The organism is Paenibacillus chitinolyticus, assembly GCF_045038035.1.
GTDB classification, from domain to species: domain Bacteria; phylum Bacillota; class Bacilli; order Paenibacillales; family NBRC-103111; genus Paenibacillus_F; species Paenibacillus_F chitinolyticus_A.
In genome coordinates, this window is record NZ_CP173427.1 from 3,853,286 (window position 1) to 3,868,313 (window position 15,028).

At 54.9% G+C, this 15,028-nt stretch carries 14 protein-coding genes; 10 read left to right on the forward strand and 4 right to left on the reverse strand.

Going from position 1 to position 15,028, the window contains the following annotated elements; genetic code table 11:
* Positions 1–38 precede the first annotated feature (38 nt).
* Positions 39–1,178: a SpoIIE family protein phosphatase gene (locus ACI48J_RS17145; RefSeq protein ID WP_405079443.1), complete on the reverse strand. Its 1,140-nt coding sequence runs from the start codon at positions 1,176–1,178 to the stop codon at positions 39–41.
* Between the two features lie 456 nt (positions 1,179–1,634).
* On the opposite strand from ACI48J_RS17145, the gene ACI48J_RS17150 reads away from it, so the two are divergent.
* Together ACI48J_RS17150 and ACI48J_RS17155 are read left to right on the forward strand one after the other, a co-directional pair.
* Complete coding sequence (locus ACI48J_RS17150) at positions 1,635–2,072, forward strand: general stress protein (RefSeq protein ID WP_405079445.1); 438 nt, start codon at positions 1,635–1,637, stop codon at positions 2,070–2,072.
* Positions 2,073–2,176: 104 nt separating this feature from the next.
* Positions 2,177–2,341: a DUF1328 domain-containing protein gene (locus tag ACI48J_RS17155; protein ID WP_042228371.1), complete on the forward strand. Its 165-nt coding sequence runs from the start codon at positions 2,177–2,179 to the stop codon at positions 2,339–2,341.
* A 100-nt stretch (positions 2,342–2,441) separates the two neighbouring features.
* Here the strand turns inward: ACI48J_RS17155 and ACI48J_RS17160 are convergent, their stop codons facing one another.
* Positions 2,442–3,257, reverse strand: coding sequence for a carbon-nitrogen family hydrolase (locus tag ACI48J_RS17160; RefSeq protein WP_405079446.1), 816 nt, complete (start codon positions 3,255–3,257; stop codon positions 2,442–2,444).
* Positions 3,258–3,467: 210 nt separating this feature from the next.
* On the opposite strand from ACI48J_RS17160, the gene ACI48J_RS17165 reads away from it, so the two are divergent.
* The 8 genes from ACI48J_RS17165 to mtnB all read left to right on the forward strand — a co-directional run bounded on the left by ACI48J_RS17165 (position 3,468) and on the right by mtnB (position 12,709).
* Complete coding sequence (locus ACI48J_RS17165; protein WP_405079447.1) at positions 3,468–4,751, forward strand: glycosyl hydrolase family 28-related protein; 1,284 nt, start codon at positions 3,468–3,470, stop codon at positions 4,749–4,751.
* Between the two features lie 113 nt (positions 4,752–4,864).
* The gene (locus ACI48J_RS17170) at positions 4,865–6,121 is read left to right on the forward strand and encodes a pyridoxal phosphate-dependent aminotransferase (RefSeq protein ID WP_326053194.1); all 1,257 of its coding nucleotides are present in this window, start codon (positions 4,865–4,867) and stop codon (positions 6,119–6,121) included.
* A 504-nt stretch (positions 6,122–6,625) separates the two neighbouring features.
* Entirely contained in the window at positions 6,626–7,750 is a 1,125-nt protein-coding gene (gene proB, locus ACI48J_RS17175) for a glutamate 5-kinase (protein ID WP_405079448.1), read from the forward strand.
* 138 nt (positions 7,751–7,888) lie between these two features.
* The gene (locus ACI48J_RS17180) at positions 7,889–9,136 is read left to right on the forward strand and encodes a glutamate-5-semialdehyde dehydrogenase (protein WP_405079449.1); all 1,248 of its coding nucleotides are present in this window, start codon (positions 7,889–7,891) and stop codon (positions 9,134–9,136) included.
* A gap of 65 nt (positions 9,137–9,201) precedes the next feature.
* Positions 9,202–10,056, forward strand: a complete 855-nt coding sequence (gene proC, locus ACI48J_RS17185) for a pyrroline-5-carboxylate reductase (protein ID WP_326053190.1) — start codon at positions 9,202–9,204, stop codon at positions 10,054–10,056.
* A gap of 42 nt (positions 10,057–10,098) precedes the next feature.
* Entirely contained in the window at positions 10,099–11,409 is a 1,311-nt protein-coding gene (locus ACI48J_RS17190) for a 2,3-diketo-5-methylthiopentyl-1-phosphate enolase (protein ID WP_405079451.1), read from the forward strand.
* A complete protein-coding gene (locus ACI48J_RS17195; RefSeq protein ID WP_405079453.1) occupies positions 11,406–12,074 on the forward strand; it encodes a 2-hydroxy-3-keto-5-methylthiopentenyl-1-phosphate phosphatase in 669 nt (222 codons plus the stop codon). The genes ACI48J_RS17190 and ACI48J_RS17195 overlap by 4 nt, the downstream gene beginning before the upstream one ends.
* Complete coding sequence (gene mtnB / locus ACI48J_RS17200; RefSeq protein ID WP_405079454.1) at positions 12,071–12,709, forward strand: methylthioribulose 1-phosphate dehydratase; 639 nt, start codon at positions 12,071–12,073, stop codon at positions 12,707–12,709. Before ACI48J_RS17195 ends, mtnB begins: the two co-directional genes overlap by 4 nt.
* Positions 12,710–12,888: 179 nt before the next feature.
* Here the strand turns inward: mtnB and ACI48J_RS17205 are convergent, their stop codons facing one another.
* Both ACI48J_RS17205 and asnS read right to left on the reverse strand, forming a co-directional pair.
* On the reverse strand, positions 12,889–13,578 hold the full coding sequence (locus ACI48J_RS17205) for a DnaD domain-containing protein (protein ID WP_405079455.1): 690 nt from the start codon (positions 13,576–13,578) through the stop codon (positions 12,889–12,891).
* Positions 13,579–13,650: 72 nt separating this feature from the next.
* Positions 13,651–14,946: an asparagine--tRNA ligase gene (asnS, locus tag ACI48J_RS17210; RefSeq protein ID WP_009675554.1), complete on the reverse strand. Its 1,296-nt coding sequence runs from the start codon at positions 14,944–14,946 to the stop codon at positions 13,651–13,653.
* Positions 14,947–15,028: the final 82 nt, after the last annotated feature.

The window sequence follows — 15,028 nt, forward strand, 5'->3', positions numbered from 1 at the left end:
CTCCCCTTTTATAACTGTCTCTAGTAACCGGCCCCTTCTCAGGGAATATCGATCCAGATCAGACAAATATCATCCATATGATTGTTTTGGACTTCTTCGTCCAGCAGTTCGTCCACTACCGCGTGAAGCCCCATATCCCCTTTTTGCTGAACAGCCGTGATAAGCCGCGTCGGCAGCTCCGTGTCGCCCTCTTCTATTTCCTCGAGAAGTCCGTCGGTGTAAAGCAGAATCCGCGATTTTCCCGTGTAAGTGATCCGGCCGGGCTTGATATCCATTTCCTCGAAAAATCCGACCGCACAGGTTCCGTTCATAAGAGGGACCGCCTCACCGCTGCCGTTCATAAGAAAGCCCGGCGGGTGACCGGCATTTACGTAGTCGATGGTCTTGTTCTTCGTATCTACCAGCATATAAATCGCCGTGAAATAATAGTTCAAATGATTCTGGTCGTTGTGCAGCCGGTTCATATACCGGTTCAGTTCGGCAATTACAAGCTCCGGCGTCACAAATTTGGTAATCGTATCCCGGAGGACCGAGGAGATAAACATGCAGACAAGCGACGAAGAAATGCCGTGTCCCATAATGTCAAGCAGCATAACCCCGTAACGGTCTTCATCGATGGGATACCAGTTGTACAAATCTCCCGCGAGCTCATAAGAGGGGTTATAGTAAGCTTCGATCCGGATTTTCTCCGTTTCGATCGGCAGGCTGAGTACGCTGCTTTGGACGTTCTTCGCCAATTGCAGCTCGGAACGGATCCGATTGTCGTTTTCTTTGTGCCAGTCTTTCTCGTATTTGAGCCTCAGTGCGGATTTAATCCGGGCTACCAGCTCGATTTTGTTGATAGGCTTGGTTACGTAATCGATCGCTCCCGCTTCCAAAGCCTCCGCCAGTTTAATGGAATCTCCCATGGCCGTGATGATAATAATCGGAATGTCTTTCAGTTCCTCGATCTGCTGCAATTTTTTGCAGGCTTCGATCCCGTCGATTTCCGGCATCATCAGGTCCATCAAAATTAAATCGATTTGTAAATCCGAGGAACTCGGATTGTCGATCTTCAGCATTTCAAACAGTTCCATAGCAGAAGAAGCGCGGTGCATATTGGAGTAGCCCGCGCTTTTCAATATTTTTTCGATCACAATAAGATTGACCGGATTATCGTCTACAATCATGATGCTCATTCCATGTTCTCCTTTTATAGTGGAATTCTTCTGTCTGTGATTCCTTGATCTACTTGGGAGTATTTTGTAACCAAAGCCGTCGGCGTCCGTTTGCTTTCCGTACAATCGGGTAAAGCCGAAACGCGTCGGTCTGGGGGGAATAAATCTACTACCGCACACTTTGTCTCCCGTCGGTATCGCCAGAAATGGCCGTGCGCCTGAAAACAAAGGTAGCTGCACATCTATCCTATTATATAAAATATCCTATTTAAAAGTAACCCCGAAAACGGCTCTTGAATCAGGAAAGATTTGATAGTTCATATGCAGGCGAATTTGTCAATAGCTTTGTTTCAACGAAAAGGGGCGCGGTTAATAAGAGTCATGAACGACAGGCAAACAACCTGAACCACGAAGTCGCCGCGGCAAAAGCGAGAAGACAAGAAAGCTGCGGCTTAAACGATAAGGAGGAGAATGAACATGGAAACCAAAGTGAGACTTGCCGCTAACGAAGAACAAGCCCTGCGCGAAGTAAAAAATTTGCAGGCGGAAGGCTTTAACCTGGATGAAATTTACGTCATGACGCACGATAACGACCGTACCGAAGGCGTGGCGGAAATGACGAACACGAATGAAGTCGGTGTAGCGGAAGAAGGCCTAATGACGGCCGCCGCCAACTTGTTCCGTTCGAAAGGCGATAAGCTCCGCGCCAAAATGGAATCGCTCGGCCTGAGCTCTTCCGAAGCGGATACCTATGAGAAAGAGCTTGACCGCGGAAAAATCCTTGTGATCGCTTATGCGGACCGCGACGATGACGGCTATCCTCTCGACGGACGTCTTCGCGAAGATGAAACGACGCTCCCGCCTACGGGCATTTACATGAGCGGCCGCGATAACCAGAACAGCAATCTGTTCTGATCAAGGCATGCGGAATGCGGCCGCAAACCATACCGTACAGCCGTTAACGACTTGCACACGACCATACCAATAAAAATGACTATCGCTTATAAGGAGGGTTTCTTATGTTAAAATGGGCTATGATTTTTCTGATCATCGCAATCGTAGCGGGTATTTTCGGATTCTTCGGAATCGTCAGCGCCGCTGCCGGTATCGCCAAAGTTCTGTTCTTCCTGTTCCTCATCCTGTTTGTCATCACGCTGATAACAGGCCGAAGATCTTCCGTCTGACACCGGATTTCAGCTTTTATCCGACAACCGTCTCCCTTTAAAAGGGAACGATAAAAACGCAGTCCTTCTTCTTGAAGGACTGCGTTTTTTGGCGTTCGCTTTATTCGTATACGGCTGGACGGCGGTCGGCGAATACGGGAATTTTACCGCGTACGGAGGCCACTTCGGCCAAATCGACTTCGGCGAAAATGATTTCTTCTTCTTCCCCGCCCTCGGCCAGCACCTGCCCCCAAGGATCTATCACCATGGAATGTCCGAAGAATGAGGTTCCCTTGCTTTCTCCTACCCGGTTGCAGGAAACGACGATCATCTGATTCTCGATGGCGCGCGCCATCAGCAGCGTACGCCAGTGATGGAGACGCGGATGCGGCCACTCGGCGGGCACGAAGAGCATCTGCGCCCCGTCCAGAGCGAGCTTGCGGGTAAGTTCGGGGAACCGGATGTCGTAACAGATTACGGCTGCGGCCGGAATTCCATCCAAATCGAAACTGCCCCTTTGACTGCCGGCGGCAAGGCTCAAATGCTCGTCCATCAGCTGGAACAGATGAATCTTGGAATATTCGAGAATCTCTTCCCCGTTCCGGTTAAAACCGTAGACGGTGTTTTTAACTTCCTCGCCCTTCTTCTCCGCTACGGAGCCTCCGATAATATGCACCCCTTGCTCTTTGGCAAAAGAGCCGAGCATCTCCCGGGTTATGCGGCCCTCCGGATCGGCAAGTTCATGAATCCGGTCCAGGGCATAACCCGTGTTCCACATTTCGGGCAGTACGATAATGTCCGGTTTTTGCGCGCCGCCGACCGCTTCCAGAAGAAGCTGCTCTGCTTTTCGCCGGTTTACTTCCGGCTCTCCGATTGTAATATCCATTTGAATAAGCGCGAGACGGACTTTGTTCGGAAACGATTGCTGGTTATCCATTCTGGCACCTCCTAGTTTAATCTGCCGGGTACGTCAGTCTGCTTTTATGATAGAGGATCGACTCCTATAGATCAATTCTTTTCTTCCTATCCTACTTGGGGCAAAAAGGCGACCGCACTCTCTTTTGTCAACCATCGGAAGGAAAATACTGGTCCCGCGGCGAAATTCATGTTCAACCATCTAATCAAGTAGCGATAAGGAGAGATACCTATGAATTCGTCCCGACCTCTCAGCAGAAGAAAGCTGCTCGCCGCACTCGGCGCGGCTGGAGCCGTTATGGCTGCCGGTTCGCTTCCTTCCGCCGTCAAAGCGCGTGGAGCGGAAACGCTTATCCATAACGTAAAAGAATACGGCGCCCTGGGGCAGGGCTCCTACGGGGACACGGACTCCGCCGGAATTCAGAGCGCCGTTCACGCGGCCGCCCAGACCGGCGGCATTGTCTACATACCCGCGGGCCGGTATATCCTGACCAAGCCGGTGCAGCTGAAAAGCGGCGTCCGGGTTATGGGAGCGGGCATCGGTCAGACAATCCTGACGGCCGCCGCCGGCTGCGCCTTCACCTCCCTGCCGCCCGCATCGGATATCGAAATCGGCGGTCTTTCCTTCCACGGCGGCAGTGCGCCCGGGGCTGTCGCTTCGCCTGTCGAAGACAGCATCATCTCTCTGCTTCAAGCGAGCCATGTCAGCATCACGGACTGCCGCTTTTTCACCTTGTCCAGTCCGGTTATGCTCCGAAACTGCCGCGCGTGCCGGGTGGAACACTGCGACTTCGAGCTTATTCTGGGCAATATACCGGGTAAACTCCATTACGGCACCGGTATATACTGCAGCGGAGGCGAAGGCCACACCTTTTTCCGCAACACCTTCAAGAGCGTAACGAATGCAGCCATATATCTGGACGGAGGATGTTCCCGGACGGTCATCCAATCGAATGACGTAACTTACATCGACCAATATGCCTTCCTCGTCCAATCGGATCAGGCAGCCGAACCCGCCGCGCGGAATGATATTATTTACAACCGGATCACCAATCCGGCGGCCGGTAAATCGGGGATAACCGCCATCCTGCTGAAACGCAATGTCTCCGGCTGTGCCGTTTCCCACAATGAAATCGCCAGCCTCGACGGGGACGGCATCCGCTTGGAAGGCGACCAGGAGTCCGGCAAGCTCCAGCCCGCGGACCATACCCTTCAGGGCAATGTACTGAAAGGAATCAGCGGAAACGGCGTCGTGCTCAGCAACGCGGTACGCACTTCCGTACAGGACGGGACGTTCCGCAATCTGGGCGCAAGCGGCATCCACATCGAATCGAGAGGGGAGACCGGCTCCCGCGAAAACGCGGCGAGCGGCAATTTGTTCAGCGGCTGCAAAACGGCCGGCATCCGGATTTCCGGCAAGAAAAGCACCGGCAGCCTGCTCTTCGGCAACGGAGGAACCGGCAACGGGCAGAACGTTCTCGACGAAGGGAGCGGAACCGTTAAAGAGGGCTTTTAAACGGACAATTCCGAGTGGTATACATCCTTTTGAAATCATGATAAAGTAGGGGTAAATTTAGGATCATACCGGGTCTATCCCTAACGGATCAGCATGATGGAGGCAGTAAAATCATGAACGACAACCTACAAACCGGCCGTTCCCCGCAGCCGGATCACAGCCAGTCCCCTTTAAAGAACGCGCCTGTAAGGCCTTTGCAAATCGAAGCGGCAAGCCGCATGGCAAGCCTGCCTTCGCAATTTTTTGCGGGACTTGTCAAAAAAGCGAATGCCCAAATCGCTCAGGGGCACGATGTCATCAATCTCGGGCAAGGCAACCCGGATCGGCCTACCCCTTCCCATATCGTAAAATCTCTTCAGGAATCCGCGGAGAACCCGCTGTACCACAAGTATCCGCCCTTCAGCGGTTACGGCTTCCTGAAAGAAGCGATTGCCGCACGCTACCGGGAGGATTACGGCGTCACCCTGGACCCTGAGACGGAAGTGGCGATCCTGTTCGGCGGCAAGACCGGTCTCGTGGAAATCAGCCAATGCCTGCTGAATCCGGGAGACGTCTGCCTCGTGCCGGACCCGGGCTATCCCGATTACTGGTCGGGTGTAGCGCTCGCCGGAGCCGAAATGGCCTTCATGCCTTTGCGTGAAGACAACGCCTTCCTGCCGGATTACGGCTCATTGTCCGAGAACGACGTACGCCGGGCCAAGCTTATGTTCATCAACTATCCGAACAATCCGACCGCTTCTACGGCTTCCGAAGCCTTCTACGACGAAACGATCGCATTCGCCGCGAAGAACGGGATTGTCGTGGCCAGCGATTTCGCTTACGGCGCGATCGGGTTCGACGGCGGCAGGCCCGTCAGCTTCCTCGAACGGCCGGGCGCCAAGGAAGTCGGCGTAGAGTTTTATACGCTTTCCAAAACGTACAACATGGCCGGTTGGCGGGTCGGGTTTGCGCTCGGCAACCCGGATATTATCCGCATCATCAATCTCATGCAGGATCATATGTACGTCTCCCTCTTCGGCGGGATACAAGCCGCTGCCGCCACCGCTTTGACGGCTCCCCAGGACTGCGTGCGCGAGCTGAGAGACGTCTACGAGAGCCGCCGCAATACGCTTTTCGGCGCTCTGAACGAAATCGGGTGGGAAGCCAAGCCTTCACAGGGGTCCTTCTTCGCCTGGCTTCCCGTGCCCCGTAAATACAGTTCGGCTGAATTTGCCGATCTGCTGCTGAATGAAGCCAAAGTCGTCGTGGCGCCCGGCATCGGGTTCGGCACCCACGGGGAAGGCTATGTCCGGCTCGGACTCCTTACAGGCGAGGAACGCCTGCAAGAAGCCGTCCGGCGCATCGGCAAACTGCATCTGTTCGACAAGTAATCCGCCGAAGCGGATCGGGCTCTCCTTCCGGAGAGCCCTTCTTTACAACCGGCGGCACGCGTGCTATCCTAGTAAGAAAACATCGAACGTTGTGATGGGAATAGTAAGGATAACCCGCTTTGCTTCAGAGAAAAGCTCCCCGGCTGAAAGAGCTTTGCAGCAGTTTTCCCGAACCCGCCCCGGAACGGTCAGCGACGAGCTGAACAGTCCCCTGCTGTTATCAGGGACAGAGATGGATGCGCATCTCGATTGGACCTTGTTTAGGTATGGCCCCTGTTCTCAAATGGTGCCGGCAGGTCCGCTCAGACTTCGCATCAACCGAAGGTGGTACCGCGGAAGCCCAGGCTTTCGTCCTTACGAGGACGAGAGTCTTTTTTGCATTCTTCCGCTCAGCTTTCCCTGCCATCCGGCCCACGCCCGCGTTTTTTGAAGACATTTAAGCAAGGCCGGAACCAATCGTATACTACACGGTCGTACAGACCGTTTTCTTAAGGAAGTGAACATATGCAGCAGCGAATCGTTGTGAAAATAGGAAGCAGCTCGCTTACCTCGGATGCCGGAGGATTAAACCCGGCTCCTATCGCCTATTTTGCCGCCGAACTCGCCCGGCTTCAACAAAACGGCTTCGAAGTCGTACTCGTCACATCGGGAGCCGTGGCGGCAGGCTTCTCTTTCCTCGGCTACAAAACGAGGCCGAAACTGCTTCACGAGAAGCAGGCGGCCGCTTCCGTCGGTCAGGCGCTGCTCATGCGCGCATATCAGGAAGCTTTTCACCAATACGGGATCGGCGCTGCCCAGATCCTGCTCACACGGGACGATTTCACCAGCCGCAAACGGGTTTCCAACGCGACCGCAACGATGGAAGAGCTGCTCCGCCGCGGCTTTATTCCGATTATCAACGAAAACGACACCGTGTCGGTCGATGAGATCAAATTCGGAGATAACGATACGTTGTCAGCTCTCGTAGCCAATCTGCTTAAAGCGGGGCAGCTGATCGTCATTACGGATACAGACGGCTTGTACACGGAAGATCCCCGCAAAAACAAAGACGCGCGCCGAATCGAGCGTGTCGATGAAATCAGCGATGAGCTTTACCGGATCGCAGGCGGGTCCGGCAGCTCCGTAGGCACCGGCGGCATGCGCTCCAAAATCGAAGCGGCCCGCATCGCCATGCGCGGGGGTATTCCCGTCTTCGTCGGACGCGCCACGGAACCGCATGATCTGAGGCTGGCCGCGGAGGGGAACGGACGGGGAACGTATTTCTCCGCCGCCGACCATACGCTGTCCATCAAAAAGCAGTGGGTCGGGTTTCACTCCGTTCCCCAGGGAAAAGTAACCGTCGATCAAGGCGCGGAGAACGCTCTCCTGTCCGGCGGCAAAAGCCTGCTGCCTGCCGGCGTGACCGCCGTCGAAGGCGACTTTCACCCCGGCGATGTAATCGAGGTGTGCGGCGAAGACGGCTCCGTGATCGGACGCGGCGTCGCCAATTACGTGGCCTGGCAGCTTCAGGCCGTAATGGGTCTGGGCACCGGGGAAATCCAGCGGAGAGTCGAGGTTCCCCGCATCGAGGTCATTCACCGGGACGAGTGGGTCACTCTCCAAGCTTACCGCGCTTCGCAAAATACGTGACACCTGCGGCGGCCCCGCGCCTTTATCCAAACGGCTGCCGTAAGGCGGAAAAATCCCGGAACGCCGGATTACAGATTTCGGCTCCGTTATTTTTATTGAAAAATGAAATCCAATTCGATTAGCCAAGGAGTGAGCCCCATGAGTGAAGTCAGACAAAAAGCAACCATCGCGAAAGAAGCTTCTTCCCGTCTCGGCAACTTAACCACCGGTCAGAAGAATACCGCCCTCTTAAGAATGGCTGAGGCCCTGGTCGCCGAACAAGACTCCATTATCGCAGCCAACGCCGAGGATCTGAAGCGGGGCGCCGATACCGGCCTCGGCACTTCCCTGCTGGACCGGCTGGCCCTCACGCCCGAGCGGATCGAAAGCATGGCCGAAGGGCTCCGTCAGATCATCGAGCTTCCCGATCCTATCGGCGATCAGCTCGAATCCTTTGCCCGGCCCAACGGCCTGCGCGTCGAGAAAATCCGCGTGCCGCTCGGTGTAATCGGCATTATTTACGAAGCCCGCCCGAATGTGACCGTCGACGCCGCCGGACTTTGCCTGAAAACGGGAAATGCGGTCGTTTTGCGCGGCGGCTCTTCAGCGCTGCGCTCCAATGAACGGATCGTTGAAGTGCTGCAAGCCGCACTGGCAGGCACGGACGTTCCTCCGGGCGCCCTGCAGCTTATTTCCGATCCCGACCGGGCCTCGGTTGATGAAATGCTGAAGCTGAACGGACTGCTTGACGTGCTGATTCCCCGCGGCGGAGCTTCCCTCATTCAAAACGTGGTCAAGAACGCGACAGTGCCCGTTATTGAAACCGGAGCCGGGATCTGCCACACGTTCGTTGACGAATCGGCAAAACCCGAGATGGCCGAGAAGATTGCCATCAACGCGAAAGTGCAGCGCCCCTCCGTCTGCAATTCGATGGAAACGCTGCTCGTACACCGCATCCACGCGGAGAAACATCTGTCCGACTTGGCCGGAAAGCTGTCCGCTCTGGGTGTCGAGCTCTACGGCTGCCCGAGGTCCCGCGAGCTTGCCCCGCAAATCAAAACGGCGGCCGACGAGGCTTGGGATACCGAATACAACGACTATGTCCTGAATGTCAAAGTCGTTGATTCCCTGGACGAGGCTCTCGCTCATATCCGTCGTCACGGAACCATGCACTCCGAGTGTATCGTGACGGAGAATGAAGCTCACGCTTCCCGCTTCTTGCAGGAAGTCGATGCGGCGGCCGTTTATCACAACGCCTCCACCCGCTTCACGGACGGTTTCGAATTCGGCTTCGGCGCGGAAATCGGCATCAGCACGCAAAAACTTCATGCGAGAGGCCCGATGGGACTTCCCGCGTTGACTTCCACCAAATACAGAATTTATGGCGACGGCCAAATCCGGGAATAATTCCTTGAATAAAGAGATCCGTTCCGTGAGGGAACGGGTCTTCCATAAACAGGAGAGTGAGACTTGTGAACAGCATAATTCATACTAAACGCATCGCATTTGTCGGTGCAGGTTCCATGGCTGAGGCTGTTTTACGCGGCCTCATCGAAAGGGGAATCACGGCGCCCGGGCAAGTTTTTGCATCTAACCGGCAAAATGAAGAACGGCTGCAAGAGCTTAGAGAGCAGTACGGCATCGAAGCCAGCTGTGACCCGGCGATCAAAAGAGAACGTATCTCGTCCGCCGACATCGTCGTGCTCTGCATGAAGCCCAAAGACGTGGAAGCTTCGTTCGACGAGCTTAAACCGATGCTTAACGGCAGCCAGCTGCTCGTGTCCGTCATCGCCGGGCTGACGATCCGCAAAATCGAAATTTTGCTGGATACCAAAATGCCGGTCGTACGGACCATGCCTAACACTTCGTCGACTATCGGCCTTGGCGCAACCGGCATGAGCTTCTCCGAAAGCGTGTCCGAGGAGCAGCAGGAGCTCGCGACGAAAATGTTCGAAGCCGTCGGAATGGTGACGGCCGTTCCCGAAGATTACCTTGAAATCGTAACCGGACTTTCCGGAAGCGGTCCCGCTTATGTATACTATTTTATGGAGGCCTTAATTCAGGCGGGCATCGCGGGCGGACTCGAAGAGAACGAAGCGCGCCGGCTCACCATGCAGACACTGCTCGGAGCCGTTCACATGGTGGAACGTACGGGAGAAGAGCCTGCGGAGCTCAGACGCAAAGTGACTTCCCCGAACGGTTCGACCTTGGCCGCTCTGCAGACGCTGGACCGCTACAAATTCCCGGAAGCCGTAGCCGCCGCTGTTTTCAGCTCCGCAAAACGCGCAAAGGAAATGGGCGCCGAGATTGCTCCCCATATCCGTTAAGCCGTTCTGCCTCCTATTCTTTTCTTAAGCAGGTGATATGTTGTGAGTTCCTACTGTTTGGCGACTTACCGCTGTTATGACGATACAGCCGATTTTAACAAAAAAGCGCAGGGAATCGCGGTCGGTCTGACCGTCGGAAGCTGGACCGATCTGCCGGAAGCCCGTAAAGCGCAGATGCAGAAGCATCTGGGTCATGTGGTCTCCGTCGACGTCCGAGAAGCCGGGGAAGCTTCGGCCGAATCCAGGCGTTACGCGGATATCCGGATCGCTTATCCGGATGTGAATTTCAGCCGGGATCTTCCGGCTCTGCTTGTCACCGTTTTCGGCAAGCTGTCCATGGACGGGAAAATCAAACTGACCGATCTGTCCTTTTCGGAGTCTTTTCTTTCGGCTTTTGCCGGCCCCAAGTTCGGTCTTCAAGGCGTAAGGGAGCTGCTCGGCGTACACGACCGGCCGCTTCTGATGAGCATTTTCAAATCCGTCATCGGCCAGGATCTAGAGGGGCTCGGGGAACAGTTCTACGCGCAGGCGGCAGGCGGCGTCGATCTTGTTAAAGACGACGAGATCTTGTTCGAGAATCCGCTTACCCCTATCGAGAAAAGGGTAGCCGTCTGCATGGAAGCCGCACGCCGCGCATACGACGTGACGGGACAGAAGCTGCTCTACGCGACGAATCTGACCGGCCCGACGTTCAAGCTGGCCGATCAGGCGAAGAAAGCGATCGATGCCGGTGCCAACGCGCTTCTGTTCAATGTGCTCGCTTACGGATTCGATACGCTGTGCGAGCTCAGCGCCGACCCGGACATCTCCGTGCCGATTATGGCGCATCCCGCTATGGCCGGTGCGTTCTATCCTTCCGCGGAGTACGGCATCTCCGCATCCCTGCTGCTCGGCAAGCTCATGCGGGTAGCCGGGGCCGATCTGGTCTTGTTCCCTTCCCCTTACGGCTCCGTCGTGATGCCGCGTGAAGAGAACCTGGCGATCAAACAGGTCCTGCTGACGGAAAACTTGGAGCAGGACTATCTTTATCGGCATTCCGCGGCGGAAGGCCCTGAACATCAGCCGTCCGCTTCCGCTTCCGCAAACGTAGGCGCAGCGCTTAAAACAAGCTTCCCTGTCCCTTCGGCCGGAATCCATCCCGGACTTGTCCCCCTCATCCTGCGTGATTTCGGCACGGATGTCGTGGTTAACGCCGGCGGCGGGATTCATGGCCATCCCATGGGCGCCATTGCCGGCGGACAAGCCTTCCGGCAGGCGATCCAGGCAACGCTGGAACAGAAACCGCTTCAGGAAGCCGCTCAGCAGCATCCGGAATTGAAAGCCGCAATCGAAGCCTGGGGGGTTAAATCTTGAGTACCCGACAAAAGATCGTGTTCTGTGATTTCGACGGCACGATTACTGTTAGCGACAACATTGTAGCGATTATGAAACATTTCGATCCGCCCGGCTGGGAAGCGATCGTGAAGCGTCTCGTGGAAGAAAGGGCGATCTCCGTCAAACACGCGGTCGGTGAAATGTTCCGGCTGCTCCCTTCTTCCCGTCAGCATGAAGTGATCGAATTTGCCATCTCGAATGCGGTCATCCGCGAAGGTTTCGCCGATTTCGTTGCCTATTGCAGGCAACACGGCATCAAACTGCTCGTGACAAGCGGCGGAATCGACTTTTTCGTCTATCCGCTCCTGGAATCTTTCGATATTCCCCGTGATCATATTTACTGCAATGGAAGTTCATTCGAAGGCGAGACTATCGAAATTTTGTGGCCGCACGCCTGTGACGAGCACTGCGGAGCGGACTGCGGAATGTGCAAAACGTCGATTATCCGCTCGTATCCCGCTGACGACTACGAACGCATCCTGATCGGAGACAGCGTAACGGATTTTCAGGGAGCCAAGCTGGTAGAGAACGTTTATGCCCGCTCACACCTGATCGAGCTTTGCGAGGAACTAAAGCTCCCTTATGTCCCTTTCGAAACATTCCACGATATTATCCGTGACCTGGAGGCGAAGATACAAGCATGACCGAATTGACCTTGGAGCAAAAACAGCACGCGTACGACGAGCTTCGCGAGATCAAAGCAAACCTTGCGGCCCGCGGCTGGTTCCCGGCTACCAGCGGAAATCTTTCCGCGCGCGTCGGCGAGTTCACCCCGGAGAACTTCACGTTTGCCGTGACATCCAGCGGGAAGGACAAGTCTCTGCAATCACCGGAAGACTTCCTTCTCGTCAATGAAAAGGGAACACCCGTCGAAGCGACCCGGTTGAAACCTTCCGCCGAAACCCTGATCCACTGTGAAATTTACAAGTATACGGGAGCAGGCGCCATTTTACATGTGCATACCATGTTTAACAACCTGGCCTCCGAACTGTACGGCGAGGAAGGTTTTATCCCGGTAGAAGGTATTGAAATCATCAAAGCGCTCAACATTTGGGAAGAGGATGCCACAATCCGCATTCCCGTTCTGCCGAACTACGCCGACATTCCTAGAATCGCCGAGCTGGTGCAGGGCGCCATTGTTCCGCGCATTCCGGGGATCGTGCTGCGCAAGCACGGAATTTACGCCTGGGGCGCAAACGTGGCTGAAGCCAAGCGGCATCTGGAGGCATTCGAATTCATGTTCGAATACGTATACCGCTCGCACCTTCTAAAGAAATAAGACGTGATTTCCGGCAGAGAGGGGCTTTCTCCTGGTATGCCGAACGCGTCTGTTGTTTCTTAAACAAACGGGATAATGTATTTTCCCTAACAACATGCAAAAACCCCCGAAGGGATCTCTTGAGAGAATCCAATCGGGGGCTTCTTTTTAGCGGGCTGCTTCAAGTGAAGCGGCGCGGACTAGCGGTTGCCTCGGAATTTTTGTGTAAATTCTTTCGCCTGCTCCACTGTCGTAATCCGGTTCCGGCTCCATTCCAGCAAAATGCGGTCCACATAGCGGAAATGGACTTTGCCCGCGAAAACGGCTTCTTTGAGAGCGGCCAGCACAAGCTCTTCCTTGTAGCCGTCACGGTCCAGCCAGCTCGTTATCGTTTCAAGCTCCATTGGAGTCAGCGGCCGGGCAAATTCCGCTTCGAAGATCGAATAGACGTCCTTTTCCCGTCCAGGCTGGGCTTCGGACTTCTGGGCCTCCGCTTGTCTGGCCGCTTTTTGAAGGAGATCCTCCGCATAGCAGCTCGCGATTTTTTCGTACATCGGCCTCAAATTGTACCGCTCGTACTGGATATCCGACACGCTGTCGATTTCCTGCTCAATCCGGAGCACACCGCTGTTCACAAGCTTTTGAATCGCTTCGATCACTTGATCCTGCGGGGCTGTCATCCGGTCTTGAATCTCATCGTGCGTCGGGAAATCTTTCTTTTCATTTTCCTGGAAAGCCAGGATATGAATAAGCAGCATGACTTCAAGTTCGGACAGCTTCATCCGGTGATAATACCTCAAAAGCAGATGTGGAACGGCCACGGTTCCTGCTGTCATTCCTGCAAGGAGAGCCCGCTCTACCCGCTTGCGATCGTTATCGTTCGGTTTCAAATCCATCCTCCTCTTTCTAGCTCGGCCGGTGTGACCGGCCACCCCGTACGTAAAGGCTGCATGCCTTCCGTACTACGGGTACAGACGGTAAAGCAGACGCGGGAACGGAATCGTCTCACGCACATGCTCCAGACCGCAGATCCAGGCGACGGTACGCTCCAGACCGAGTCCGAATCCGGAATGCGGAACCGTGCCGTATTTGCGCAGATCCATATACCACTGGTACGCTTCGGAAGACAGCTCGTGTTCCTTGAAGCGCTCTTCCATCAGCTCGGGATCGTCGATCCGCTGGCTTCCCCCGATAATTTCGCCGTATCCTTCAGGCGCGATCATATCGGCGCAGAGCACGACTTCCGGACGGTTCGGGTCCGGTTTCATGTAGAAGGCTTTAATGCCCGTCGGATAGTGCGTAATGAAGACCGGCTTCTCGTACTTCTCGGCGATAGCCGTTTCATGAGGTGCGCCGAAGTCTTCCCCCCAAGGGAATTCATGGCCCGTGTCCTGCAGGAACTGAACCGCTTCATCGTAGGTGATGCGAGGGAACGGAGCCTGGATTTTCTCCAGCTTGGAGATATCGCGGCCCAGCGTTTCAAGCTCGCTGCGGCAGTTTTTCAGAACGGTTTGGACCACATGGGAAACGAACTGTTCCTGCACGCGAAGGCTCTCTTCGTGATCGACAAACGCCATTTCAGGCTCGATCATCCAGAACTCGATCAGGTGACGGCGCGTTTTGGACTTCTCCGCACGGAAAGTCGGCCCGAAGGAATACACTTTCCCCAGCGCCATAGCGGCGGCTTCCATGTAAAGCTGACCGCTTTGGGTCAAATAAGCGTCTTCATCGAAATATTTCGTATGAAATAAATTCGTCGTCCCCTCGCAGGAGGATGGCGTCAAAATCGGCGGGTCGACAAGCTGAAAGCCCTTGTCATCGAAAAACTGCTGAATCGCACGGATAATCTCCGCGCGGATAACGAGAATGGCACGCTGACGCGGAGCACGCAGCCACAGGTGGCGGTGATCCATCAGGAAATCGACGCCGTGTTCCTTCGGCGTAATCGGATAATCCTGGGTAATCTGAATAATTTCCACGCCTTCAACCGTCAGTTCATACCCGCTCTTGCTGCGCGGTTCTTCGCGAACCGAGCCCGTCACATAAAGCGAGCTTTCCTGGGTTAATTTCGAAGCGGCTTCCCAGACGTCTTCGCTCACTTCGCTTTTTACGACAACCGCCTGAATAAAGCCGGTTCCGTCACGCAGCTGCAAAAATTGAATTTTGCCGCTCTTGCGCTTGTTGTGCAGCCAACATCCGATTCTTACGGATTCGCCGACATGGTCCTTGACTTCATGAATCGTACTCACACTGCTCATCTAACGTCTTCCTCCTTGGGTTGACATGGAAAGACGGCTCTATGGCCGTCTTCTCCCATCCACCTATTGTACTATAAACCAG